Origin of the sequence: Pararhodobacter aggregans (assembly GCF_003075525.1) — a bacterium.
Taxonomy (GTDB): Bacteria; Pseudomonadota; Alphaproteobacteria; order Rhodobacterales; family Rhodobacteraceae; genus Pararhodobacter; species Pararhodobacter aggregans.
Genome location: NZ_QDDR01000006.1, coordinates 219010 through 242782, shown reverse-complemented (window position 1 = coordinate 242782; position 23773 = coordinate 219010). Strand labels below are relative to the sequence as shown.

Genomic DNA, 23773 nt, shown 5'->3' with positions numbered 1-23773 from the left:
CAAGCGGTTTGCAGTGGCGGCGCGGTCCCCTGGGGGCCGCGCCGTCTGCATTCAGGGGAGCGGGCCAAGACCGGGAAGGGTGAGGAAATCCTTTCCGGACCGAGAGATTTTTCCTGACAATTTGAGGGGTTAAGCGGGAATTAACGCCGCCATGCCTAGGCTTGAGGGGCAACCAGACTCGAGGTTCTCTTCCGCCAGAGGTATATCCAGAGGTTCATCATGACCAGCGTCCTGTCTCCCGTCGCCCCTCCCGGGTCCTTCGCGCGTGACGCTCTGACCACCCTGCTCAGCGCCGTGCCCCGCACCGCCGCCCCCGTCGCCAAGGTGGAAAGCGCCCGCGCGGTGAAGCCCGTCGATGTGGCCCCCCGCCCGGAACTGCCGCGCAACCCGGCCGAGCGTGAACGCCCCGTCGGCCCGCCCCCCTCGTTCGAGATCAATGTGTTGCAGGACATCCGCACCCGGCTGGCCGAACATCCACCGCTGCCCGGTCCCGAAAGCGACGATCCCGCCCCGGCCGAGGCCACGACCGACAGCGAGCCGGCCGAAGCGCCGCCAGTCCCGGATCCCGCGATCCGCCCCACCGGAACCGAGGCCGAGCCGGTGCATCTCCTCGACCGGAAGGTCTGACCGGGCGGGCACCCCCCGTAGGATGGGCAATATTGCCCATCCTACCCGAGGCCCCGCACAAAAGGACCGGCGCGTCGGGAGGGAACGCGCCGGTCGCAGGTGGGAGCGGCCCCCCAAGGGCCACCCGGTTTATGCCGCCGCGCGTCCTATTCCGCCGCTCTTGCCATCGGATTGTTCGGATGCGCCGTCCAGTCACCGTGCTCGGCCGGGACGACCTTGCCGGTCCGCTCGTCCAAAGCCCCCGGCGCCACTTTCTCCATGGTGATGCAATCCTCGACCGGGCAGACATTGACGCAGAGGTTGCAGGCCACGCATTCCGCGTCGTTCACCTCGAACACCCGCCCCGGTTTCATCCAGATCGCCTGATGCGAGGTATCCTCGCAGGCCGCATAGCAGCGCCCGCAGGAAATGCACTTGTCCTGGTCGATCTTCGCCTTGGTCACATAGTTCAGGTTCAGGTACTGCCAGTCGGTCACATTCGGCACCGCCCGGCCCACCACCGCCTCGACCGAGGACAGACCCTTGCGGTCCATCCACAGGGACAGGCCCGCCGTCATCTCCTTGATGATCCCGAAGCCATAGGTCATCGCCGCCGTGCAGACCTGCACATTCCCCGCGCCGAGCGACAGGAATTCCGCCGCGTCGCGCCAGGTGGTCACCCCGCCGATGCCGCTGATCGGCAGGCCGCGGGTCTCGGCGTCGCGGGCAATCTCGGCCACCATGTTCAGCGCGATGGGCTTGACCGCCGGGCCGCAATAGCCGCCATGCGTGCCCTTGCCGTCGATCGAGGGTTCGGGCGCGAAATCATCGAGATCCACCGAGGTGATCGAATTGATCGTGTTGATCAGGCTCACCGCATCGGCCCCGCCCCTCAGCGCCGCGCGCGCCGGCAGGCGGACATCGGTGATGTTGGGCGTGAGCTTCACGATCACCGGCATCCGGGTGTATTGCTTGCACCAGCGGGTGATCTGCTCGATCAGATCGGGGTTCTGGCCCACCGCCGCGCCCATCCCGCGCTCGGACATGCCATGCGGGCAGCCGCAGTTCAGCTCGATCCCGTCGGCGCCGGTCTCCTCCACGAGGGGCAGGATCGTCTTCCACGCCTCCTCGACGCAGGGCACCATCAGCGAGGCGATCAGCGCCCGGTCGGGGTAGTCGCGCTTCACCGCCTTCATCTCGCGCAGGTTCACCTCGAGCGGGCGGTCGGTAATCAGTTCGATGTTGTTCAGCCCCAGAAGCCGCCGGTCGGCGCCCCAGATCGCGCCATAGCGGGGCCCGTTCACGTTGACCACCGGGGGCCCCGCCTCGCCCAGGGTCTTCCACACCACCCCGCCCCAGCCGGCCTCGAAGGCGCGGCGGACGTTGTATTCCTTGTCGGTCGGCGGCGCCGAGGCCAGCCAGAACGGGTTCGGCGATTTGATGCCGACGAAAGTCGAAGTCAGGTTGGCCATCTCAGCTCTCCTGTGACGCGATCAGCGTTGCGTATTCCGCCAGCAGCGGGCCAAAGGCCTCGTTCGGCGGGAAACTCTCGTATTTGTGGGGCGCCGGGGTCTCGGCCCAGGGCAGACGCTCGGCGGTGCAGGTCTCGACGAAGGGCACGAAGCGCGAGGGATCGTCCAGCATCACCGCCCGCACATTGAGGAAGGGCGCGCCCTCGATCCGGGTGAAGACCCAGCTCAGGCATTCGGGGCAATGGCTGTGCTGCAGCGCCGGGTTCTTCATGCCGCCGAGGACCGGCTCGCCCGCCACAACCTCGAACCCCTCGACCGGGACCATGAGCGTGGTGGAAAAGGCGCTGCCCGACATGCGCTGACAGCCCCGGCAATGGCAGGCGGCGGTGGCGATGGGCTGCGCCGTCACCCGAAACCGCAGCGCGCCGCAGCGGCAGCCCCCTTCGGCGGGCAGGACATAGGGGCGAAAGACCGGCCCGCTCATGGGCAAAGCGCCCGGTGGATATCCAGCGCCGCATCGCGCCCCTGCGCCACGGCGGTGACGGTCAGATCCTCGCCCCCCGTCGCGCAATCGCCCCCGGCCCAGACCCCGGTGACCGAGGTGCGCCCGGCGGCGTCGATGACGATCTTGCCGCCCTGGGTCTTCAGTGCGTCTGGCTGGCCCTTCAGCGTCTGGCCGATGGCCTTGAACACCTGATCGGCCTTCAGGGTGAAGGTTTCGCCGGTCTTTTCCAGCCCGTTCGGGCCGCTGCGAGTATAGGCGAAGGTCACGCCCGCGGCACTGATCGCGACCGGCATGGCGTTGGTGAGGATGCTCACCCCCTCGGTCGCCGCATGGTCGAGTTCGTAATCCGAGGCCGACATGGCGCCCCGGTCGCGGCGATAGACGATGGAGACATGCTCGGCCCCCAACAGGCGCGATTGCACGGCGGCATCGACCGCCGTCATGCCGCCGCCGATCACCACCACATGGCGGCCGATGGGCAGCGAAGCCTTGTCCCCGGTCTGGCGCAGGGTCTCGATGAAATCGACCGCATCCTGCACAGCCGGCAGATCCTCGCCCGGGACGTTCAGCGCGTTGACCCCTGCCAGGCCGATCCCCAGGAACACCGCGTCATGCGTCGCCTTGAGCCCGTCGAGCGTCAGCCCCGCGCCCAGTGCCTGGCCGGTCTTCACCGTGATACCGCCGATCCGCAGCAGCCAGTCGACCTCGGCCTGGGCGATGCCATTGGCGGCCTTGTAGGCGGCGATGCCGTATTCGTTGAGACCCCCGGCCTTGGTCCGCGTGTCATAGAGCGTCACCGCATGACCCAGCATCGCCAGCCGATGCGCGGCGGACAGCCCGGCGGGACCGGCGCCGATCACGGCCACGGTCTTGCCGGTTTCGGGCGCACGGGCGAAGGGGTGCTCGTTGGCCAGCAGCAACCCGTCGGTGGCATAGCGTTGCAGGCGCCCGATCTCGACCGGGTTGCCCTCGGCCTCGTTCCTGACGCAGGCCCCCTCGCAGAGCGTTTCGGTCGGACAGACCCGGGCGCACATGGCGCCGAGGATGTTCTGCGACAGGATGGTGCGCGCGGCGCCGTCCGGCTGGCCGGTCTGGATCTGCCGGATGAAGAGCGGAATGTCGATCGCCGTCGGGCAGGCCGTGATGCAGGGCGCGTCATGGCAGAAGTAACAGCGGTCGGCGGCCACGCGGGCCTCGTGATCGTCCAGAATCGGATAGAGATCGTCGAAATGCGCGGCGAGCGTCGCATCGTCCAGACGCCCGGCCACAATGCCGTCGGTCTGCGGGGAATTCGTCACGGGCTACCTCCCGGGTTGGCTGTGCGAAGGCCCCCAGCTTGCCACGGTTCGAAATTTTATCAACGGGTAAAATTTTGAAAAACGACGGGCGGGCGGCGAGTGCCCAATCCTTGGGCATCGGGCGCCGCATCCGCCGCTGGCGTAGGATGGGCAATATTGCCCATCCTACCCCGCCCTCAGGCCAAAGCCTCGTCCAGAAGCCGCTCCAGCGCCGCGCGCGGCACCTCGCCGGTCACGAAAGCCTCGCCGATGCCGCGGGCCAGGATGAAGCGCATCGCCCCGTCCTGCACCTTCTTGTCCTGCGCCATCAGCGCGATCAGCCCGTCGCGCCCCGGCAGATCGCCCGGAATATCCGCGAACCGCCGCTTCATCCCCATCCGCGCCAGATGCTCGGCCACCCGCTCGGGCGCTTCCTGCGCGCAAAGCCCCAGCCGGGCCGACAGGTCGAAGGCCAGCAGACAGCCGATCGCCACCCCTTCCCCATGCAGCAGCCGGTCGGAATAGCCCGTCGCCGCCTCCAGCGCATGGCCGAAGGTATGGCCCAGGTTCAGAAGCGCCCGGTCCCCCTGCTCGGTCTCGTCGCGCTCGACCAGATCGGCCTTCATGCGCACCGCATGGCGCACCGCCTCCTGCCGCAGGTCCTTGTCGCCCGCCGCCATGGCCGGCGCATTCGCGTCGAGCCAGTCGAAGAACGCCGCATCCCCCAGCAGCCCGTATTTCACCACCTCGCCATAGCCCGCCAGGAAATCCCTCCCCGGCAGCGTGTCCAGCGCGTCGATGTCGCACAAGACCAGCGAGGGCTGGTGGAACGCCCCCACCAGGTTCTTGCCGAGCGGCGAGTTGATCCCCGTCTTGCCGCCGACCGAACTGTCGACCTGCGCCAGAAGCGAGGTCGGCACCTGCACGAAGCGCACGCCCCGGCGCAGCACAGAAGCCGCAAAGCCCACCAGATCGCCGATCACCCCGCCGCCCAGCGCCACCACCATGTCGCCGCGCTCGACCTTCTGGGCGATCAGCCATTCGACCACCTGCTCCAGATGGCGCCAGCTCTTGGTCGCCTCGCCCGGCGGCAGGATCAGCGCCTCCATGGCAACGCCGCCCCCCTCCAGCCCGGCGCGGAACCGCGCGAGTTGTGCGGCGGCGACCGTCTCTTCGCTCACCACGGCGACCCGGGGACGGCGCAGCAAGGGCGCGATCTCGGCCCCGGCGCGGTCGATCAGGCCACGCCCCACCCGCACCGTGTAGGACCGTTCGCCCAGGTTCACCCGCACGTCGTCAATCTTGCTCATGGCTTTCCCGGCAGCTCTGGGACCGACAGGACATCGGGGCGCAAGGCCAACGCCTCGACCACCTTTTCGGCCGTTGTTTCAATGGCATAATCGGCGGTCGTCGCCACGATCAGATCGGCCTCGGCATAGGCGGGTTCGCGCGCCGCCATCAGCTCGGCCAGCGTCCGGTAGGGATTTGCGGTCTTCAGCAGCGGCCGCGTGTCCTTGCGCCGCACCCGGGCCCAGAGCGTGTCGAGATCGGCCTTCAGCCAGACCGAGACCCCGAACGCGCTGACCCGCCGCCGCGTCTCGGCGCGCAGGAACGCGCCGCCCCCGACCGACAGCACGCAGGGCTCGCCATCCAGCAGACGGGCGATGACCTGCGCCTCCTTGTCGCGAAAGAAGGCCTCGCCGTCGCGGGCGAAGATCTCGGCGATGGTGGCATTGGCCGCGCGCTCGATCTCGGCATCGGAATCGAGGAAGGGCACGCCCAGCACCGCCGCCAGCTCCTTGCCGACAGCGGATTTGCCGGCGCCCATCATGCCGACCATCACGACGGTCTTCTTCAACCTCGGCTTCATCGGCAATTCCCTGCCGCCCTCCCCCAGGCGGATCACAAGCTGGCGATTTTTCGCTGCGCGCCCCTGAATGGCGTGAACTCGCGCCGAGTTCCAGTTATAAATCACCGCGAACGGTCGCAGCACGTCAGCGCGACCGACGAAACAAAGAGACGAGGACCGAGCCCCCATGCCCCGATACGACGACGGCCCTGGATTTTTTGGTTACCTGTTCCGCCTGGTGGTGGTTCTGGTGCTGGTCGGCGGTATCGGCTTTGTCGCCTTCGCCTATTTCGGTGACCTGAGCCACCCGCCGGAACCGCGCAGCCTGCCCGTCGATCTGCGGCTGGGCTGAGCCATCATGCACAGGCGTCCCCTTTCCAGACCCGAATCACCCCGCCGGACGGCCGGGGGAACCGGGCCGTGGCTGGCACTGGCCCTGATGGTGGCCACGCCGCTCGCCGCGCAGGAGGTGACGCCGCTTTCCGCCATCGACTGGCTGCGCCGCGGCCAGAACGCGGGCGAGCCCGGGGCCTATCCGGTGACGCCGCCGCTGACCGCGCGGGATGTGGCGATCTCGGTCCGCGCGCTCGACGCGCTCAGGCCCGAGGCCGTGGGCCTTTTCCCCGCCGCGCGCGTGGGGCTGCCCGCCACGCTCTGGGGGCCGACGCCCGCCCGCACGCTGGCGGGGCAGATCAACGACCTGCCGGCCGACATGCTGCCGGCGCTGAGGGACCTGTCGCACCGGCTGCTCCTGGCCGAGTTCAACGCCCCCCTGCCCGACACGACCCCGGCCGCGGCGCCCGATTTCCTGCTGGCCCGGATCGACAAGCTGGTCGAATTCGGCGCCCTCGATCAGGCGGCGGCGCTGCTCGACACGCTCGATTCGCCGGTCCCGGTGCTGCGGCTCCGGCGCTTCGACATCGCGCTGCTTCTGGGCGACGAGGACCGCGCCTGCACCACGATCACCGGCAACGAGCCGCCGATCGAGGATGACGCGGCGCTGATCTTCTGTCTGGCCCGCGCCGGCGATTGGGAGGGGGCGGTGGCCCGGCTCGACGCGACCCTGGCCGAGCATCGCATGGCCCCCTATCTGGCCGAGCTACTCACGCAATTCCTGCATGACGAGGAAACGCTCGAAGGCTCGCCCACGCTGCTACCACCGCCCTCCGGCACACCCGATCCCCTGACCTGGCGCCTGCGCGAGGCGGTGGGCGATGCCCAGCCCTCGCTGGGGATGCCGGTGGCCTATGCCCATGCCGATCTGCGCGGATTGCAGGGCTGGCGCAGCCAGATCGAGGCGGCCGAGCGGCTGACCCGGGTCGGCGCCCTCTCGCCCAACCGGCTGCTGGGGCTTTATACCGAGCGCCGCGCGGCGGCGTCGGGCGGGATCTGGGAGCGGGTCAGCGCCATCCAGCGCCTCGACACCGCGCTGCGCGACGGCGACGCCGAGGCCGCGGGCCCCGCCCTGCTGGCCGCCTGGCCGCTGGTGCAGGCGGGCGAGCTGGAGGTGGCGATGGCCGCGCTCTTTGCCCAGCCGCTCAGCCAGCTGACCCTGACCGGCGAGGCGCAGGCGCTGGCCTTCCGCATCGGTCTGCTGTCCCCCGATTACGAAACCGTGGCGCTGGGCCTCGACACGGCGACGGCCGATCCGGCCAGCCGCTTCCTCGCCGCCATCGCCCGCGGCCTCGACCCGGCCGAGAGCCGCGGCGCGCTGCCCGGCGAACTCGCGGGCGCCGTGGCGCTTGCTTTCGGCGCCGAACCGCCGCTGCCGCCCGAGATGGCCGAGCGTCTGGCCCAGGGCCGTCTGGGCGAGGAAATCCTGCGCATCCTCAACGCGCTGGGCGGCCCCGGCGACCCGCGTCTGCTGGCCGAGGGCCTGAGCGCCCTGCGTGCCCTTGGGCTCGAGGATATCGCCCGGCGCACGGCGCTGGAAAGCCTGCTCCTCGAACGGAACGGCTGATGGCCTGCCCGCCCGACCCGCGCGCGATCTCGACCTTTCTCGAGGCCATCGCCGCCGAGAACGGCGCCGCGCGCAACACGCTGCTGGCCTATGGCCGGGACCTGATGCACGCCAGCGACTGGTTCGCCAGCCAGTCCAGCGCCCTGTCCGAGGCCGACCGCGACCGGGTCGAGGCCTATCTCGTCGCGCTGGACGCCGAAGGCCTGTCGCGCGCCACCCGCGCCCGGCGGCTGTCCGCCCTCAAGCAATTCTACCGCTTCGCCTATGACGAGGGCTGGCGCGCCGACAATCCGACCCTGCGCATCGACGGCCCCGGCCGCAGCCAGCGCCTGCCCGGCACCCTGAGCGAGGCCGAGGTCACCCGCCTTCTGGACACCGCCCGCGATCATGGCGCCGATACCGCGACCCGGGCCCGCAACGCCTGCCTGTTCGAACTGCTCTACGCCACCGGCCTGCGGGTCAGCGAACTGGTCAGCCTGCCCGATGCCGCGCTGCGCGGCGCGCCCGAGATGGTCATGGTCCGCGGCAAGGGCGGCAAGGACCGGCTGGTGCCGCTGTCCGATCCCGCCCGCACCGCGACCGCCATCTGGCTCGACCACCGCGACCGGGCCGAGGCTGCGGCCCGCAAACGCGGCCAGCCGCCCTCGCGCTTCCTGTTCCCGGCCAAGGGGGCCGAGGGCCATCTCAGCCGCATCCGCTTTCACGGGCTGGTCAAGGAGATCGCGCTCAAGGCCGGGCTCGACCCCGCCCGCGTCAGCCCGCATGTGCTGCGCCACGCCTTCGCCACGCATTTGCTGGCGGGCGGCGCCGACCTCCGGGTGATCCAGACGCTGCTGGGCCATGCCGACCTCGGCACGACCGAGATCTACACCCATGTCCTGGACGAACGCCTGCGCCAGCTGGTCATGGACCACCACCCGCTGGCCAAGGAGTAACGGACCGGGGGGATGGGTACGGTCACGGTGCGTGCAAGCACACACCCTACCCCACCCGTCGCGCCCGTAGGCTGCTCGCACGCACCGCGACTACCAACGCCCCCCGTTGGGCGGGATCGCATCCCACCCCACGCGCGCCCGAGGGGACCATGCCCGCCCATGGTGAGGCCTCCATCCCCCCTTCGTAGGGTGCGTGCTCGCACGCACCGCGACCGCCCCCCGTGGGGTGGGATTTCATCCCGCCCCGCGCCCGATCCTCACGGCAGGAACACCAACTCCCGCATCATCACCGCCCGATAGATCGCGTCGAACCCGCGGTTCACCGCCAGCCCCGCCACGCTCTGCGCAACCGGCCCTGTCACCACCAGCCGCAACAGCACCATCCCGCCGGGGCCCCGCCGCGCCTCGACCTCGACATCCTCGCCCAGCATCGAGGCGAAACTCGCGCCGCTGCGCGTCACCCCCTCCTGCCAGAGCCGCTCCACCGGCTGGACCAGACCCTCCAGCGCCTCGCTCTCGGGCCAGTTCAGGCTCAGGACCAGCGCCGCCGTCGCCTCGGCCCCGGTCGAGAAATCCGCCAGCAGAAGCGAATGCCAGACCAGGACCGAGCCGCCCGCCCCGCCCCCGGTCACCGCCGCCACCGGGTCGCCCGTCGACAGCGCCATGGCATCGGGCACCAGATAGGCCCTGAGCAAGACCCCGCGATCCAGCCCCTCCAGCATGCCGACCATCGCCGCCATCAACGGCTCATCGCGCGCCGAGGCCGCCCCGGCCCCCTGCAAGGCGCCGAGCATCGGCCAGGTGCTGCCGTGGCGCAGCAGATCCCCCTCGACCTGCACCCGTGATGACCGGCCGAGCGGACCGCGGAACGGATCGGCCGGGGCGCGCGCCGCCAGATCCATCCGCCCGTCGGCGCCGACCGCCAGCGCCGCGACCCCGCTCTCGGTGGCGGGGGCATAGCCCTGCGCCTCCAGCGCCGCGGGCACCCCGGCCGCGATCCCCGGCGCCAGCCGGTAGACCCCGCCCAGCAGGGGCGGCGCCCCGTAAAGGATCACCTGCTCGATATCGGCCGGGGCAAAGCCCACCCGGGCCCGCCACTCACCGGCGGGAAAGCCCAGCGCCTCGACCAGCGAGCCGGGCGGCATGGCCCGCGCCGCGCTGAGTGTCTCGGCCGGCAATCTGCCACGTGGCACCGGCCCGGGCAGGCCCCTTGCCGCGGCCAGATCGCCGAAGCCGATCTCGGCCCCGGTCACGCCGGGGCTGACCATCAGCGCCGGGATCCGGTGCAACATGGCGCGAAACGCCGCCGTATCGGACGCCACATCCGGACGACCGAAGATGCCCGAGGGGGTATCCTCGGCGCGGGCCGCGTGGGGCAATATCAGGCTCAGGGCCAGAACGAGGGAAAACCGGCGCATGAAAGACCTCTGGGGGCAAAGAAAGCCCCAGCCTGCCAAACCCCGCGCGACCGGGCAAGCGCCTCAGGCCCGGCGCAGCGCCGCCGTCATCACGCCCATGCCGACCAGCGCCACACCCCCCGCCCGCGACAACCCGGCGATGACCCCGGGCCGCCCGATCTTGGCCCGCATGCGGTCGGCCAGCAGCGCATAGGCCAGGGTGTTGAGCCCGGCGAGCCCCACGAAGGTGGCGATCAGGATGGCGAATTGCGGCAGCAGCGGCGCCGCCGGATCGACGAATTGCGGCACGAAGGCCACGAAGAAGGCGATGCTTTTCGGGTTCAGCGCCGTGACCAGCGCCGCATGGCCGAAGACCGCGCGGGCGGGCAAGGCGGCGGTCTCGTCCAGAGCGCCCAGCGCCGCACCGCGACCCGCGCTGCGCCAGAGCTGCACGCCCAGATAGACCAGATAGACCGCGCCCACCCATTTCAGCACCGTGAACAGCGTGGCCGAGGCCAGGACCAGCGCCCCCAGCCCCATCAGCGAGGCGCTCATCGCCAGAAAATCCCCCAGCGTGACCCCGGCAACCGTGGCCAGTGCCACCCGCCGTCCCTGGCTCAGGGCGTAGCTCAGGATCAGCAGAACCGTCGGCCCCGGGATGAGCAGAAGGACTATTGAAGCGGCGACAAAGGCAAACCAGAGATGCAGATCCATGAGGGGGCTCCTGTACAGGCCCCCAGCAAAGACAGAACCGCAGGCCTCCCGCAAGGGCCAACACGCCGCGCCCGCCCGCAAGGACAGGCGCCGGGCCGGGTGGCTGGAAGGCGCTGCACGGGGGCCTTTCCTGCGATTTCCCGAACGCCTGCCATCAAGCCCTTGAAATCGCTGAACTGGAAGCCAAGTCCCACGCGTAAGACAGCGGGGCAGCAGCCGCAAGAATCGGGTTCCCACCCCGCCCGACCCGCGCTATCACCCGGCCATGGCCAAGCTCTATTTCCACTATTCGACCATGAACGCCGGCAAGTCGACGATCCTCTTGCAGGCCGCCCATAACTACCGCGAGCGGGGGATGGAGCCCTATCTCGTCACCGCCCGCTTCGACAACCGGGCGGGCGAGGGCAAGATCGGCTCAAGGATCGGCATCGCCTCGCCCGCCGACACGTTCGAGCCGGGCGAGGACCTCTTCGCCAAGATCGCGACCCGCCTGCAGACCGGCCCCTGCGCCTGCATCTTCATCGACGAGGCGCAGTTCCTGTCGAAAGCACAGGTCTGGGACCTGGCCCGGGTCGTCGACGACCTGGGCGTGCCGGTGATGTGTTACGGGCTGAGGGTCGATTTCCAGGGCCAGCTCTTCCCCGGCTCCGCCGCCCTGCTGGCGCTCGCCGACGAGATGCGCGAAGTCCGGACCATCTGCCATTGCGGCCGCAAAGCGACGATGGTGATCCGCCAGGATTCCGAAGGCCGCGCCATCAGGGAAGGCGCCCAGGTCCAGATCGGCGGCAACGAGACCTACGTCTCCCTCTGCCGCAAGCACTGGCGCGAGGCGATGGGCGCCTGATCCGGCGCCCGGCGCCCGTGGCGGCCCCGGGGGTTTCACACCCCCGGACCCCCGTGGGATATTTGCAGAACAAAGATGCGGGTTAACGAAACGCTAATCCCCTCTTCGTTCCTCAAATATCCACGGGGATTTTCAAGGGGAGCGTGCTCCCCTTGAAGCGGGGGGTCCGGGGGGCGGCAGCCCCCCGGTTCCGGTCGCCCGAGGGAACCGAGGGCGAAACCGCTCCCGTCAGGCGTTGAACAGGAAATGCAGGACGTCGCCGTCCTTGACCTCATAGGTCTTGCCTTCGACGCGGAACTTGCCGGCTTCCTTGGCCCCGCTCTCGCCCTTGCCCGCCACATAATCGGCATAGGCGATGGTTTCGGCGCGGATGAAGCCCTTCTCGAAATCGCCGTGGATCACCCCAGCCGCAGCCGGTGCCAGCGTCCCCTTGTGGATGGTCCAGGCGCGCGCCTCCTTGGGGCCGACGGTGAAATAGGTCTGCAGGCCCAAGAGGTCGTAGCCCGCGCGGATCAGCCGGTCGAGGCCCGCCTCCTCCAGCCCCATCTCCGAGAGGAACATCTCGGCCTCTTCGGCGTCGAGCTGGCTGATCTCTTCCTCGATCCGGGCCGAGATCACCACCACGCCCGCGCCCTGCCCTTTGGCCATCGCCTCGACCCGCGCGGTCTGGGCGTTGCCCGACGCGGCCGAGCTTTCCTCGACGTTGCAGACATAAAGCACCGGCTTCGAGGTCAGCAATTGCAGCATCCGCCAGGCTTTCTGGTCGTCCTCGGACACGGTGACCGAGCGCGCAGGCTTGCCGTCTTCCAGCGCCTTCTGCGCCACGGCCAGCAGGCGGTCCTGATCGGCCGCTTCCTTGTCGTTGCCCTTGAGCTTGCGCGCCAGGTTCGCCCGGCGCCGCTCGATGCTCTCCAGATCGGCCAGCATCAGCTCGGTTTCGATGGTCTCGGCATCGGCCACCGGGTCGATGCGCCCCTCGACATGGGTGATGTCGCCGTCTTCAAAGCAGCGCAGCACATGGGCGATGGCGTCGCATTCGCGGATATTGGCCAGGAACTGGTTGCCCAGCCCCTCGCCCTTGGACGCGCCGCGCACCAGCCCCGCGATATCGACGAAGGTCATCCGCGTGGGAATGATCTGCTTCGAGCCCGCAATCGCCGCCAGCGTGTCGAGCCGCGCGTCCGGCACCGCCACCTCGCCCACATTGGGCTCGATGGTGCAGAAGGGGAAGTTCGCGGCCTGCGCCGCCGCCGTCCTGGTCAGCGCGTTGAAGAGGGTCGACTTGCCGACATTCGGCAGACCCACGATGCCCATCTTGAAGCCCATCATTCCCTCCGGCGCCACATTCGCGCCGCTTCTAGGGCGAAGGCGCCCGGCGGGCAAGCCTCAGAAGGGTTTCACCACCACGACCCAGAGGATGGCGATCACGCCGATCACGCTGACCTCGTTGAAGATGCGCAGGAAGCGGTCGCTTTCGCGGAATTCGCCACGGCGCGCGCGGGCCAGCATCCGGCCGGTCCAGACGTAATGCAGGGCCAGCAGCAGGACGAGGGTGATCTTCAGATGCGTCCAGGGCGCGAAGCTCCAGACCGACCAGGCCAGCCACAGCCCGGTCAGCGCGGCGATGACGCCCAGACCCGAGGAAAAGCGGTACAGCCGGAAGGTCAGCTCGCCGATCTGGCCGGGTGCCCCCTCGGCCGCGGCCCGCTTCCAGTAGATCAGCGCGCGCGGCACGGCGAAGATGGAGGTCATCCAGCCCATGACGCAGAGAATGTGGATGATCTTGACCCAGTCCATGCGCCCCTGATGCCCCGTCGCGCGGCGGCGTGCAAGGGGTCAACGCGCGGTGAAGACCGACCAGCCGGTGCGCTCGGCCAGCCGCTCCAGCGCGCGCGAGGCCAGCAGCGAATTGCCGACCGCGTTCAGCCCCGGCGACCAGCAGCCGATCGAGGCCTGCCCCGGCGCCACGGCCAGAATCCCGCCGCCCACCCCGCTTTTCCCCGGCAGACCCACGCGGAAGGCGAATTCGCCCGAGCCGTCGTAATGCCCGCAGGTCAGCATCAGGGCGTTGATCTGCCGCGCCATGCGCGAGGAGACGGCGCGCGGCCCATGGGGCGAGAGCCGCCCGTCGAAGGCCAGGAATCGCCCGGCCCGGGCCAGTTGCCGCACCGACATGGCGATGGCGCAATGGTGGAAATAGACGCCCAGCACCTTGGCCGGCTCGCCGCTGAGAACGCCGTAGCCGCGCATGAAATTGGCCAGTGCCACGTTGCGAAAGCCGGTCTCCTGTTCGGAGCGCGCCACCGCCGGGTCGATGGCGATATCGTCGTCGCCCGCCAGATATTGCAGGAAGCGCAGGATCTCGCCCAGAGCCTCGCGCGGGGCATAGGACGAGAGCAGCGCATCGGTCACGGCGATGGCGCCGGCGTTGATGAAGGGGTTGCGGGGGCGCCCCTTCTCGTATTCCAGCTGGACGATCGAGTTGAAGGGATCGCCCGAGGGCTCGCGCCCGACCCGCTCCCACACCCGGTCGCCATGCCGCCCCAGCGCCAGCGCCAGGGTAAAGACCTTGGACACGCTCTGGATCGAGAACGGCACCTCGGTATCGCCCGCGGCGATCACCCGTCCGTCGGGCAGGGCCAGCGCCAGGCCGAACTGGCCGGGGTTCACGCGGGCCAGTTCGGGGATGTAATCGGCGACCTGGCCGCGCTCGGTCTCGGCCGCCAGTTCGGCGGCGATTTCGGTAACGATCATCGGCAGGTCAAGCTCGGTCATCGGGCGGTGATACGCCAGTGGCAGGCCGCTGGCCACGGGTTTCCCTTGCCAGCTGCCCTGCCCCGCCGCAGGCTGGCCGAAAAGCCGGAGGAACCCATGCCCCTACATCCCTATATCCATTTCCAGGGCACCTGCGCCGAGGCGCTGGCCTACTATGCCGAGGTGTTCGGCGCCCCGCCCGCCAAGGCGATGCGCTACAACGAAGTCCCCGGCGCCGGGTTCGACAGCACCCGCATCATCCATGCCCAGCTCGATATCGCGGGCGGCACCCTGATGGCCTCGGACTTCCCGGAGGGGGTCGAGGGCGATCCGCAGAAGGCGGTGACCATCACCGCCACCCTGCCCAGCGTCGAGGACGCCCGCGCGCGGTATGACGCGCTGTTGCAGGGCGGCGATGTGATCCATGCATTTGGGCCGAGTTTCTTCTCCGAAGGGTTCGGGATGCTGCGCGACCGCTTCGGCACCCATTGGATCGTGATGAAGGAGAGCGCGGGCCTGCGCTGAGGCCTTGATTTCCCCCTCGGCTCCGTGCGAGGCCTGTCTCGCAATTCACGGGGGGCCCCATGACCAGGATCGACGACACTTTCGCCCGTCTCAAGGCCGAGGGGAAAAAGGCTTTCGTGGCCTATATGATGGGGGGTGACCCCGACGAGGCGACCTCGCTGGCGGTGATGCAGGGCCTGCCGGGCGCGGGCGTCGATGTCATCGAGCTGGGCATGCCCTTCACCGATCCGATGGCGGACGGGCCGACCATCCAGCGCGCCGGTCAACGGGCGCTCGACGGCGGGATGACCATGGACAAGGTGCTGGCCATGGTCCGCGCCTTCCGGTCGGCCGACAACACCACCCCCATCGTGCTGATGGGCTATTACAACCCGATCTATGCCCGGGGCGTCGAGCGCTTCCTGACCGAGGCGGTCGAGGCCGGGATCGACGGGCTGATCGTCGTCGACCTGCCGCCCGAGGAAGACAGCGAGCTCTGCCTGCCGGCGCAGGCGGCGGGGATGAACTTCATCCGCCTTGCGACGCCCACCACCGATGGCAAGCGCCTGCCCAAGGTGCTGCAGAACACTTCGGGCTTCGTCTATTACGTCTCGATCACCGGGATCACCGGGGCGGCGGCGGCACAGGCGGGCGATGTCGGCCCTGAGGTGGCGCGGATCAAGGCGGCGACGGACCTGCCGGTCATCGTCGGCTTCGGCATCACCACGCCCGAACAGGCCCAGGCCATCGCCAGCGTCGCCGATGGCTGCGTCGTCGGCTCGGCCATCGTCAAGGAAATCGGCGAGGGCAAGCCCGTGGCCGAGATCCTGTCCTTCGTTGCCTCGCTCGCCGCAGGGGCGCACCGGGGCTGACCCCGGGGCCGTTTCGACAGGGTCCGCTGCAGGGACAAAAGGGCCGGGCAGACGCCGTTTTCGGCGCCGCCCGGGGTCACGTTTTGCCGGGCCGGGGATCGCGCGCTTGCTTTCTGGGCGAAATGCTGTATTGTCGGGGGGCTAGTTACGCCGACCCGCACCCTGTCTCCTTCACCGGCTTCAGTCTGCTATTCGTACTGACCAAGCCGGGCTGCCGCATGTCGTGGGCAGCAATCCAATTGAAGGAGTCTCACGATGGCCAAAGGCACCGTGAAATGGTTCAACGCCACCAAAGGTTTCGGTTTCATTCAGCCGGAAACCGGGTCGAAGGACGTGTTCGTCCACATCTCGGCGGTCGAGCGCGCGGGTCTGACCCAGCTCGCCGACGGTCAGAAAGTGACCTTCGAGATCGAGACCAGCCGTGACGGCCGCGAGTCGGCCCGCGATCTCGCTCTTGCCTAAATCGCGCCGCGCGGGGACGCCCGGAAAGGGCCCCGGCGCGACGGGAAAGACCGGATCCGGGGTGCCAGCATCCCGGGTCTCGGCCGACTTTCTGCGTGGGCTCAGCCAGCCGGTTCTGGCGCCGCACGACAAGACGGCTGCCGCAGCGCGCGAGATCGTCTCGGCCGATGCGCGCAAGCGCGTCGAGCGCAGCGCCTCGCTGAAAGCGGCCCGTCTGGCCCGCGACGCAGGCCTTCCGCCCCCCGGGGACGACGATTAGCGCCTGAACGATCCAGAGTTTCCGCCGCCCGCCCCGGTGCTTCGCGCATCGGCAAGGGTCGGTCCGGAGGGAGAAGCGGCGGGGCCAACCCCGCCGCTTTTCCATGCCCTCCCCCCGGCCTCCGCCGCGTCACCAAACCGTCACCGGCCTGTCGCCTGCCCGTTTCATCCCGCCGCCATGGTCCGCGCGAGCATTGACTCGCAACCCAAGGACTCAAGGTAGCCCGATGACCGACAAAACCCGCCTTTCCGCCGACGAATGGGATGAAGCCAACTTCCCGCGTCCCGCCGAGACCGAGTTCGACCGCGTGGTCGAGCGCGCGCTGAGCCGCCGGGGCTTCCTCGGCGGTGTCGTGGCGCTGGGCTCGGGCGCGGCGGCGATGGGGCTTGGCGTGCTCAGCCCGCGCGCGGCGCTGGCCTCGACCACCTCGCGCTTCCCCTTCACGCCGATCGACGCGCAGACCGACGAACAGATCCACGTGCCGCAGGGCTACCGCGCCCGGGTGCTGGCCCGCTGGGGCGATGCGCTCTTCACCGACGCCGAGGGTTATGACCTGGCCGAAGGCGGCCCGGCCGCCGCGTCGGACCGCATCTTCGGCGAGAACACCGACGGGATGGAAAGCTTCCCCTTCCGCGGCCACGAGCTGATCGCGGTGAACCACGAATACACCAACAACGACATCAACCTGCCCGCCGCGCAGGACGGCGTTCCGGCCAATGCCGATGACGTGCTGAAGCTGCAGAACCTGCAGGGCGTCACGGTGATGGAGATCGCCGAGGACGAGAACGGCTGGTCGGTGGTCAAGGACAGCCCCTTCAACCGCCGCATCCATCACAACACGCCGATGGTTCTGGCCGGTCCGGCCGCGGGCCATGCGCTGGTGCAGACCTCGGCCGATCCCGAAGGCCTCAACCCGCTGGGCACGCTGAACAATTGCGGCTCGGGCAAGACGCCCTGGGGCACCTATCTGACCTGCGAAGAGAACTTCAACGGCTATTTCGGCGCCAATGGCGAGCTGCCGACGGACGAGCTGCTGGCCGTGGGCTATACCCGCTACGGCATCAGCGCCGAAGGCTGGGGCTACGATTACCACAAATGGGACGCGCGCTTCGACGTCGCCGCCAACCCCAACGAGCCGCACCGCCACGGCTGGGTGGTCGAGATCGACCCGACCGACCCGCAATCGACCCCGGTCAAGCACACCGGCCTCGGCCGCTTCAAGCATGAGAACGCCGAAGTCGTGCTGGCCCGCGACGGCCGCGTCGTGGTCTATATGGGCGACGACGAGCGGGGCGAATTCCTCTACCGCTTCGTCTCGAACGGGATCTACACCCCCGGCGGCTCGACCGAGGGGCTGCTGGACGACGGCCAGCTGTCGGTCGCGAAGTTCAACGATGACGGCACCGGCGAATGGCTGGACCTGACGCCCGAATCGACCGGGATGGACATGGCCGAGATCCTGATCTTCTCGCGCAGCGCCGGGTCGCGGGTCGGCGCCACCACCATGGACCGCCCCGAGTGGATCTCGGTCAATCCCTACGCGGTCGAGGCCTATTGCTGCCTGACCAACAACACCCGCCGCGGCACCCGCCCCAATGCGGGCGGCGACGAGACCCCGGTCGGCGGCCCGAACCCGCGCGCCGAGAACCAGTACGGTCAGATCGTCCGCTGGTTCCCGCATGACGACGACCATGCCGCCGCCAGCTTCGACTGGGACCTCTATGTCATGGCCGGCAACCCGGCGGTGCATTCGGACGCCTATGCCGGCTCGGCCAACGTGACCGCCGGCAACATGTTCAACGCGCCGGACGGCATGGCCTTCGATTCGACCGGGCTCCTGTGGATCCAGACCGATGGCGAGGATTCGAACGAGGGCGATTTCGCCGGTCAGGGCAACAACCAGATGCTGGCGGGCGATCCGGTCTCGGGCGAGATCGCGCGCTTCCTCACCGGGCCGAAGGGCTCCGAGGTGACGGGCCTCTGCTGGTCGACCGACCGCCGCACCATGTTCGTCGGCATCCAGCACCCGGGCGGCAGCTGGCCGGACGGTTCGGGCCTGCCGCGCTCGGCCATCGTGGCGGTGACCCGCGAGGATGGCGGGCTGGTCGGCTAAGCCGCCGCCAGAGCAAGAAAAAGCCGGGCTCCCGCAAGGGGGCCCGGTTTCTTTGCAGTCAGGGGGTGCGTGCAAGCACACACCCTACGGGCCGCTGTAGGGTGCGTGCTTGCACGCACCGCCCCACGTAAGGTGGGATTTCATCCCACCCGGCGATCCCTCAGAGCCCCGCGCCCTCATCGACGCCCAGCATCAGGTTCAGGTTCTGCACCGCCGCGCCCGAGGCCCCCTTGCCGAGGTTGTCGAGCACCGCGACCAGCACCGCCTCGCCGGTCTTCGGGTTGCCATGCACCGACAGCTCCAGCCGGTTGGTGCCGTTCAGACGTTCGGGCCAGACCCGCGGCTCATCGACCGAGGCCTCGACCACCGCCACGAACCGCGCCCCGGCATAGGCCGCGCGCAGGGCGTCCTCGGCCGCCTTCATCCCCGCCGCGCCCAGACCCGGCAGATGCACCGCCACCGCCATCCCCTGCGCGTATTGCCCGACCGAGGGCACGAAGACCGGCACGCGGGACAGAAGCCCATGCGCCATGATCTCGGGCAGGTGCTTGTGGCCCTGCGCCGCGGCATAGAGGAACGAGCCCTGGACCTCGCCCGACTCGTATTCGGCGATCATCGCCTTGCCGCCGCCGGTATAGCCCGAGACGCCCGAGATCGAGGGCGGCGCGGCCGGGTCGATCAGCCCCGCCTGAACCAGGGGCCGGATCAGGGCGATGGCGCAGGTCGACCAGCAGCCGGGGTTCGAAACCCGCGTGGCCCCCGCGACCAGCGCCCGCTGGCCCTCGGCCATCTCGGGGAAGCCGAAGACCCAGTCGGGCGCCACGCGATGCGCGGTCGAGGCGTCGATCAGCCGCGTGCCATAGGGCTCGGCCAGCGCCGCGGCTTCCTTGGCCGCCTCGTCGGGCAGGCAGAGGATCGCCACATCGGCCTCGGCCAGCGCCTCGCGCCGGGCGCCCGCGTCCTTGCGTCGTTCGGCCGCAACCTGCACCAGCGTGATGTCGTCCCGATTCTGCAGCCGTTCGCGGATCTGCAGCCCCGTGGTGCCGACTTCCCCATCGATGAAGACCTTGTGCGCCATGGCGGATTCCTTTGTTCAGGCACTGTGAGATAGGGCAAACTGGGCAACGGGGCAAGCATCGCGCAGCGCCGCCCCCAGCCTTGCGAGCCGCCTGTAACAACGGTAAGAAAACTTGACCAATCCGAGGGGGAACCATGAGCGCCATCACCACCATCGAGGACCTGCACCAGATCTACCGACGCCGCGCCCCGAAGATGTTCTACGATTATTGCGAATCCGGCAGCTGGACCGAACAGACCTTCCGTGAGAACAAATCGGACTTCCAGAAGATCCACCTGCGCCAGCGGGTCGCGGTGGACATGTCGAACCGCACGACCGAGAGCACGATGATCGGGCAGAAGGTAGCGATGCCGGTGGCGCTGGCGCCCGTGGGGCTGACCGGCATGCAGCATGCGGATGGCGAGATCCTGGCGGCCAAGGCGGCCGAGGCTTTCGGGGTCCCCTTCACCCTGTCGACCATGTCGATCTGCTCGATCGAGGATGTGGCCGCGCACACGACCAAACCCTTCTGGTTCCAGCTCTATGTGATGAAGGACGAGGATTTCGTCCGCCGCATCCTGCAACGCGCCAAGGACGCGGGCTGCTCGGCGCTGGTGCTGACGCTGGACCTGCAACTGCTGGGCCAACGGCACAAGGATCTGAAGAACGGCCTCTCGGCGCCGCCGAAACTGACCCTGCCGACGATGGTGAACCTGGCGACCAAATGGCGCTGGGGAATGGGAATGCTCGGGACCAAGCGGCGCTTCTTCGGCAATATCGTCGGCCATGCCCAGGGCGTGGGCGACCCCGCCTCGCTCGGCGCCTGGACGGCCGAGCAATTCGACCCGCAGCTCGACTGGGGCAAGATCGAGAAACTGCGCGACCTGTGGGGCGGCAAGCTGATCCTCAAGGGAATCAACGACCCCGAGGATGCGGTGATGGCGGCCAAGATCGGCGCCGATGCGATCACGGTGTCGAACCACGGCGGACGGCAACTCGACGGCGCGGTGTCCTCGATCCGCATGCTGCCCTCGATCCTCGACGCGCTGCAGGGCGACACGGAAGTGCATCTCGACAGCGGGATCCGCACTGGCCAGGACGTGCTGAAGGCGCTGGCGCTGGGGGCAAAAGGCACGATGATCGGCCGCGCCTTCATCTACGGGCTGGGAGCGATGGGGCAGGACGGCGTGAGCAAGGCGCTGGAGATCCTGCACACCGAACTCGACAAGACCATGGCGCTCTGCGGCGAACGCGACGTGAAGGCGCTGGGCCGCCACAACCTGATCCTGCCGCAAGGCTTCGCCGATCCGACCGCCGTGATTTGAGCAAACCAAGAGGTTTCGCCCTCGTTACCCGCTGCCGCGGGCGCCTCAGGCGACCAGCGGCGCGGCGTGCCGCCGCGCCGAAGGGAGGGGGGCCTTCTGCCCCCCTCTTGGCCTGACGGCCTGGTCCGGCCCTCCGCTTCCGCTCCGGGCGTTCGGGCCTGACGACGCGCCACTGGCGCCTCGTCCGGGCGGCCCTCACCCCCGAGGATATTTAGGGAACAAAGAAGGCGGCTTAACGCCCTCTTAATCTTCATCTTTGTTCTAGAAATATCCTCGGGGGTTTCTCAAGGGGGTGGAAAACCCCCTTGAGCGGGGGGCGCGGGGGGCTGGCCCCCCGCCGCCGCGCAACGGCACAACCCGCTTCCGGCTACCGGCCACCGCGCTGCAGCACCAGCCGGGCGAGCAGCCCGCCATAGCCCGGGCTCGTGCTCTCACCCAGCTCCAGCCGTCCGCCGTGGCTGCGCATCGCATCGGCGACGATCGCCAGGCCCAGCCCGGCGCCGCTCCCGCGTGAGGCGCCGCGGGCCAGATCCAGCCGGACAAACGGCCGCATCGCCGGTTCCCGATGCTCGGGCGCGATCCCCTGCCCGTCATCGGCGACGCAGACCGTGACCGTCTCCGACCCCTCCTCGATCCAGAGCAGCGCCTTCTCGCCATAGCGCAGCGCGTTGCCGATCAGGTTGTCGATGGCGCGCGCCATCATCTGCGGGCGCAGCGTCAGCACCGGCCCGGCCCCCTCGCCCACGAAGCTCACCGGCCGCCCGCCCCGCGCCGCCTCGGCCGCGCGGCGGGCCACCAGCGCGCCGAGGTCGCATTCGACCTCGGTTTCCACCGCCTCGGTCCGGGCGAATTCCAGGAAGCGGTCGATCAGCGCCTCCATCTCGGCCACATCGGCCAGCAGCGCCTTGGCCTCGGGCTCGTCCTCCAGCATCGACAGGGCCAGCCGCATCCGGGTCAGCGGCGTGCGCAGGTCATGGCTGACCCCCGACAGCATCAGCGTCCGCTGCTCGATATGCCGTTCGATCCGCGCCCGCATCTCCAGGAAGGCCTTGCCGGCGGCCCGTACCTCGGTCGCGCCGGCCACCCGGTAGGGCAGTGTCTGGCCATGGCCGAAGGCCTCGGCCACATGCGCGAGGCGCAGCATCGGCCGCATCTGGTTCTTCAGATAGATGAACGAGATCATGCCCATGACCACGCCGATCACCAGCGTCAGGACCAGCATCTGATGCGGGTTGCGGGCCGAGATCCGGCTCAGCTGGAACGCCAGTTCCAGATGTCCGTGCCGCCCCGACAACCAGAGCGTCACCCCCCCGTCATAGAGAGCGACCGATTCCATCTCGGGCAGGCCGCGGGCCAGTTCCCGCACCGCCAACCGGCCCGAGAGGTCGTAGAACGGCAGGTCCTCGGCGCGGGCGCTGGGCGGCGCCTCGGGCACGATCGCCGCCTCCAGCCCGAAGGCCCGCGCCAGCCGCTCCACCGCCTGTTCGGCCGCCGCCGCATCGGGCGCGGCATCGGCCTCGGCCAGCAGGTGATGGGCGACCAGCACGAAATTGCCGGTCATCTGCCGGGTCACCCCGTCGTAATGGCGCTGGATGAAGGCCAGCGAAACGACCAGCAGGATCGTCGTCACCGGCACGAAAACGATCAGCGCGGCCCGCCAATAGAGGCCGCGCGGAAAAATCGGTTTGAGCAGGCGGCCGAGCATGGCGATACTCTAGGCCCGGCCGAGGCCCTTGGCCAGCGGCCGCCGTTCCCATCCCTGCGAGGCCCCCTCTTGTCCGATCCCGATTTCGCCCCCCTGCCCGGCCAGGCCCTGACCCTGGAACCCGGCCTGCGTCTGGTGCTGGCGCCCAATGCCTCGCCGATGACCGAGCGCGGGACCAATACCTATCTGCTGGGCGACGGCGCGGTCAGCGTGATCGATCCCGGCCCGGCCGATCCCCGCCACCTGCGCGCGATCCTTGCCGCCCTCGCCCCCGGCGAGCGAATCGCGCAGATCCTGGTCACCCATGCCCACAAGGACCATTCGCCGCTGGCCCGCCCGCTGGCCGAGGCGACCGGCGCGCCGGTGCTCGGTTTCGGCGGGGCCGAGGCCGGGCGCTCGGCCCGGATGGCGGCGCTGGCGGGCGGGGTCGGCGGCGGCGAAGGCGTCGACGAGGGTTTCGCCCCCGACATCCTCCTGCCCGACGGCGCGCGGATCGAGGCGGGCGGCCGCCCCCTCGACGCCCTGCACACGCCGGGCCATTTCGGCAATCACCTTTGTTTCCGCTGGGGCGAGGCGCTGTTTTCCGGCGACCATGTGATGGGCTGGGCGCCGAGTCTGGTCTCGCCGCCCGACGGCGACCTCACCGATTTCATGGCCAGCCTCGACCGGGTCGAGGCGCTGGGACCCCTGCGTTACTACCCCGGCCATGGCGCGCCGGTGGCCGAGGGGCAGGCCCGCGTCCAGGCCCTGCGCGCGCATCGGCTGGGGCGCGAGCAGGCGATCCGGGCGGCGGTCGCGGCCGGAGCCGCCTCGCTCGCCGCGATCACCGAGGCCGTCTACCACGACGTCGCCCCCGCCCTCCTGCCCGCCGCAGCCCGCAACGTGCTGGCCCATCTCATCGACCTCGACGCCCGCGGATTGCTGCGCTTCGACGGCCTTCCCGGCCCGGAAACCCCTGTTTTCATGGCGTAAATGGCGGATTGGCGGGGCGGTGTCATTTTCGTCGAAAAAAACGCACCCAGCCTCTGGACGCCGCTCTGGGGCCTTGCTATACGGCCCCCATGTTCCGGCGTAGCTCAGCGGTAGAGCAGTTGACTGTTAATCAATTGGTCGTAGGTTCGATCCCTACCGCCGGAGCCAATAAAATCAAGACGATACGAGGC

Annotated in this window: 24 protein-coding genes and 1 tRNA gene; 13 read left to right on the top strand and 12 right to left on the bottom strand. The window is 69.3% G+C overall.

Annotated features, from left to right (window positions below; genetic code table 11):
• The first annotated feature begins 219 nt into the window (after positions 1-219).
• The gene (locus DDE23_RS13245) at positions 220-627 is read left to right on the top strand and encodes a hypothetical protein (protein ID WP_107752215.1); all 408 of its coding nucleotides are present in this window, start codon (positions 220-222) and stop codon (positions 625-627) included.
• Positions 628-773: 146 nt separating this feature from the next.
• On the opposite strand, the gene preA is transcribed toward DDE23_RS13245, so the two are convergent.
• From preA to DDE23_RS13220, 5 genes are all read right to left on the bottom strand, one after another.
• On the bottom strand, positions 774-2078 hold the full coding sequence (preA, locus tag DDE23_RS13240; RefSeq protein WP_107752214.1) for an NAD-dependent dihydropyrimidine dehydrogenase subunit PreA: 1305 nt from the start codon (positions 2076-2078) through the stop codon (positions 774-776).
• 1 nt (position 2079) lies between these two features.
• Positions 2080-2562 carry a GFA family protein gene (locus tag DDE23_RS13235; RefSeq protein WP_107752213.1) on the bottom strand — a complete coding sequence of 161 codons (483 nt, stop codon included), beginning with the start codon at positions 2560-2562 and terminating at the stop codon, positions 2080-2082.
• Positions 2559-3881 carry an NAD(P)-dependent oxidoreductase gene (locus tag DDE23_RS13230; RefSeq protein ID WP_107752212.1) on the bottom strand — a complete coding sequence of 441 codons (1323 nt, stop codon included), beginning with the start codon at positions 3879-3881 and terminating at the stop codon, positions 2559-2561. The genes DDE23_RS13235 and DDE23_RS13230 overlap by 4 nt, the downstream gene beginning before the upstream one ends.
• 176 nt (positions 3882-4057) lie before the next feature.
• Positions 4058-5170 carry a 3-dehydroquinate synthase gene (aroB, locus tag DDE23_RS13225; RefSeq protein ID WP_107752211.1) on the bottom strand — a complete coding sequence of 371 codons (1113 nt, stop codon included), beginning with the start codon at positions 5168-5170 and terminating at the stop codon, positions 4058-4060.
• A complete protein-coding gene (locus DDE23_RS13220) occupies positions 5167-5730 on the bottom strand; it encodes a shikimate kinase (RefSeq protein WP_107752210.1) in 564 nt (187 codons plus the stop codon). Before DDE23_RS13220 ends, aroB begins: the two co-directional genes overlap by 4 nt.
• A 166-nt stretch (positions 5731-5896) precedes the next feature.
• Between DDE23_RS13220 and DDE23_RS25085 the strand changes: the two genes are divergently transcribed.
• The 3 genes from DDE23_RS25085 to DDE23_RS13210 are packed head-to-tail and all read left to right on the top strand — an operon-like array spanning position 5897 to position 8604.
• The gene (locus DDE23_RS25085) at positions 5897-6061 is read left to right on the top strand and encodes a hypothetical protein (protein ID WP_157958023.1); all 165 of its coding nucleotides are present in this window, start codon (positions 5897-5899) and stop codon (positions 6059-6061) included.
• A gap of 6 nt (positions 6062-6067) precedes the next feature.
• The gene (locus tag DDE23_RS13215) at positions 6068-7669 is read left to right on the top strand and encodes a hypothetical protein (protein ID WP_133239569.1); all 1602 of its coding nucleotides are present in this window, start codon (positions 6068-6070) and stop codon (positions 7667-7669) included.
• A complete protein-coding gene (locus DDE23_RS13210) occupies positions 7669-8604 on the top strand; it encodes a site-specific tyrosine recombinase XerD (RefSeq protein WP_107752208.1) in 936 nt (311 codons plus the stop codon). Before DDE23_RS13215 ends, DDE23_RS13210 begins: the two co-directional genes overlap by 1 nt.
• A gap of 257 nt (positions 8605-8861) precedes the next feature.
• On the opposite strand, the gene DDE23_RS13205 is transcribed toward DDE23_RS13210, so the two are convergent.
• Positions 8862-10022 carry a hypothetical protein gene (locus tag DDE23_RS13205; protein WP_107752207.1) on the bottom strand — a complete coding sequence of 387 codons (1161 nt, stop codon included), beginning with the start codon at positions 10020-10022 and terminating at the stop codon, positions 8862-8864.
• 63 nt (positions 10023-10085) lie between these two features.
• A complete protein-coding gene (locus DDE23_RS13200; RefSeq protein WP_107752206.1) occupies positions 10086-10715 on the bottom strand; it encodes a LysE family translocator in 630 nt (209 codons plus the stop codon).
• Between the two features lie 265 nt (positions 10716-10980).
• Between DDE23_RS13200 and DDE23_RS13195 the strand changes: the two genes are divergently transcribed.
• The gene (locus DDE23_RS13195) at positions 10981-11559 is read left to right on the top strand and encodes a thymidine kinase (protein ID WP_107752205.1); all 579 of its coding nucleotides are present in this window, start codon (positions 10981-10983) and stop codon (positions 11557-11559) included.
• Between the two features lie 228 nt (positions 11560-11787).
• Here the strand turns inward: DDE23_RS13195 and ychF are convergent, their stop codons facing one another.
• Genes ychF through DDE23_RS13180 form a run of 3 tightly spaced genes read right to left on the bottom strand, consistent with a single transcriptional unit; the run spans position 11788 to position 14334 of the window.
• Positions 11788-12885 (bottom strand): redox-regulated ATPase YchF, encoded by a 1098-nt coding sequence (gene ychF / locus DDE23_RS13190; protein ID WP_107752279.1) that lies wholly within the window; start codon positions 12883-12885, stop codon positions 11788-11790.
• Between the two features lie 60 nt (positions 12886-12945).
• Positions 12946-13356 (bottom strand): CopD family protein, encoded by a 411-nt coding sequence (locus DDE23_RS13185; RefSeq protein WP_107752204.1) that lies wholly within the window; start codon positions 13354-13356, stop codon positions 12946-12948.
• Positions 13357-13395: 39 nt separating this feature from the next.
• Positions 13396-14334: a glutaminase gene (locus tag DDE23_RS13180; protein WP_107752278.1), complete on the bottom strand. Its 939-nt coding sequence runs from the start codon at positions 14332-14334 to the stop codon at positions 13396-13398.
• 96 nt (positions 14335-14430) lie between these two features.
• On the opposite strand from DDE23_RS13180, the gene DDE23_RS13175 reads away from it, so the two are divergent.
• From DDE23_RS13175 to DDE23_RS13155, 5 genes are all read left to right on the top strand, one after another.
• Positions 14431-14838 (top strand): VOC family protein, encoded by a 408-nt coding sequence (locus DDE23_RS13175; RefSeq protein ID WP_107752203.1) that lies wholly within the window; start codon positions 14431-14433, stop codon positions 14836-14838.
• Between the two features lie 59 nt (positions 14839-14897).
• Positions 14898-15689 (top strand): tryptophan synthase subunit alpha, encoded by a 792-nt coding sequence (gene trpA / locus DDE23_RS13170; protein ID WP_107752202.1) that lies wholly within the window; start codon positions 14898-14900, stop codon positions 15687-15689.
• Positions 15690-15944: 255 nt separating this feature from the next.
• On the top strand, positions 15945-16151 hold the full coding sequence (locus tag DDE23_RS13165) for a cold-shock protein (protein ID WP_107752201.1): 207 nt from the start codon (positions 15945-15947) through the stop codon (positions 16149-16151).
• A 61-nt stretch (positions 16152-16212) separates the two neighbouring features.
• Positions 16213-16410: a hypothetical protein gene (locus DDE23_RS13160; RefSeq protein ID WP_107752200.1), complete on the top strand. Its 198-nt coding sequence runs from the start codon at positions 16213-16215 to the stop codon at positions 16408-16410.
• Between the two features lie 226 nt (positions 16411-16636).
• Positions 16637-18523: a PhoX family protein gene (locus DDE23_RS13155; RefSeq protein WP_107752199.1), complete on the top strand. Its 1887-nt coding sequence runs from the start codon at positions 16637-16639 to the stop codon at positions 18521-18523.
• A gap of 160 nt (positions 18524-18683) precedes the next feature.
• Here the strand turns inward: DDE23_RS13155 and argC are convergent, their stop codons facing one another.
• Positions 18684-19601 (bottom strand): N-acetyl-gamma-glutamyl-phosphate reductase, encoded by a 918-nt coding sequence (gene argC, locus DDE23_RS13150; protein ID WP_107752198.1) that lies wholly within the window; start codon positions 19599-19601, stop codon positions 18684-18686.
• A gap of 134 nt (positions 19602-19735) precedes the next feature.
• Between argC and DDE23_RS13145 the strand changes: the two genes are divergently transcribed.
• Positions 19736-20905, top strand: coding sequence for an alpha-hydroxy acid oxidase (locus DDE23_RS13145; protein ID WP_107752197.1), 1170 nt, complete (start codon positions 19736-19738; stop codon positions 20903-20905).
• Positions 20906-21272: 367 nt separating this feature from the next.
• Here DDE23_RS13145 and DDE23_RS13140 read toward each other — a convergent pair whose 3' ends face one another.
• Positions 21273-22610 (bottom strand): ATP-binding protein, encoded by a 1338-nt coding sequence (locus DDE23_RS13140; RefSeq protein ID WP_107752196.1) that lies wholly within the window; start codon positions 22608-22610, stop codon positions 21273-21275.
• Between the two features lie 69 nt (positions 22611-22679).
• Here DDE23_RS13140 and DDE23_RS13135 point away from each other — a divergent pair, with 69 nt between their 5' ends.
• The gene (locus tag DDE23_RS13135) at positions 22680-23582 is read left to right on the top strand and encodes an MBL fold metallo-hydrolase (RefSeq protein ID WP_238149976.1); all 903 of its coding nucleotides are present in this window, start codon (positions 22680-22682) and stop codon (positions 23580-23582) included.
• A 93-nt stretch (positions 23583-23675) separates the two neighbouring features.
• Positions 23676-23750 (top strand) — tRNA-Asn (locus DDE23_RS13130).
• Positions 23751-23773 lie beyond the last annotated feature (23 nt).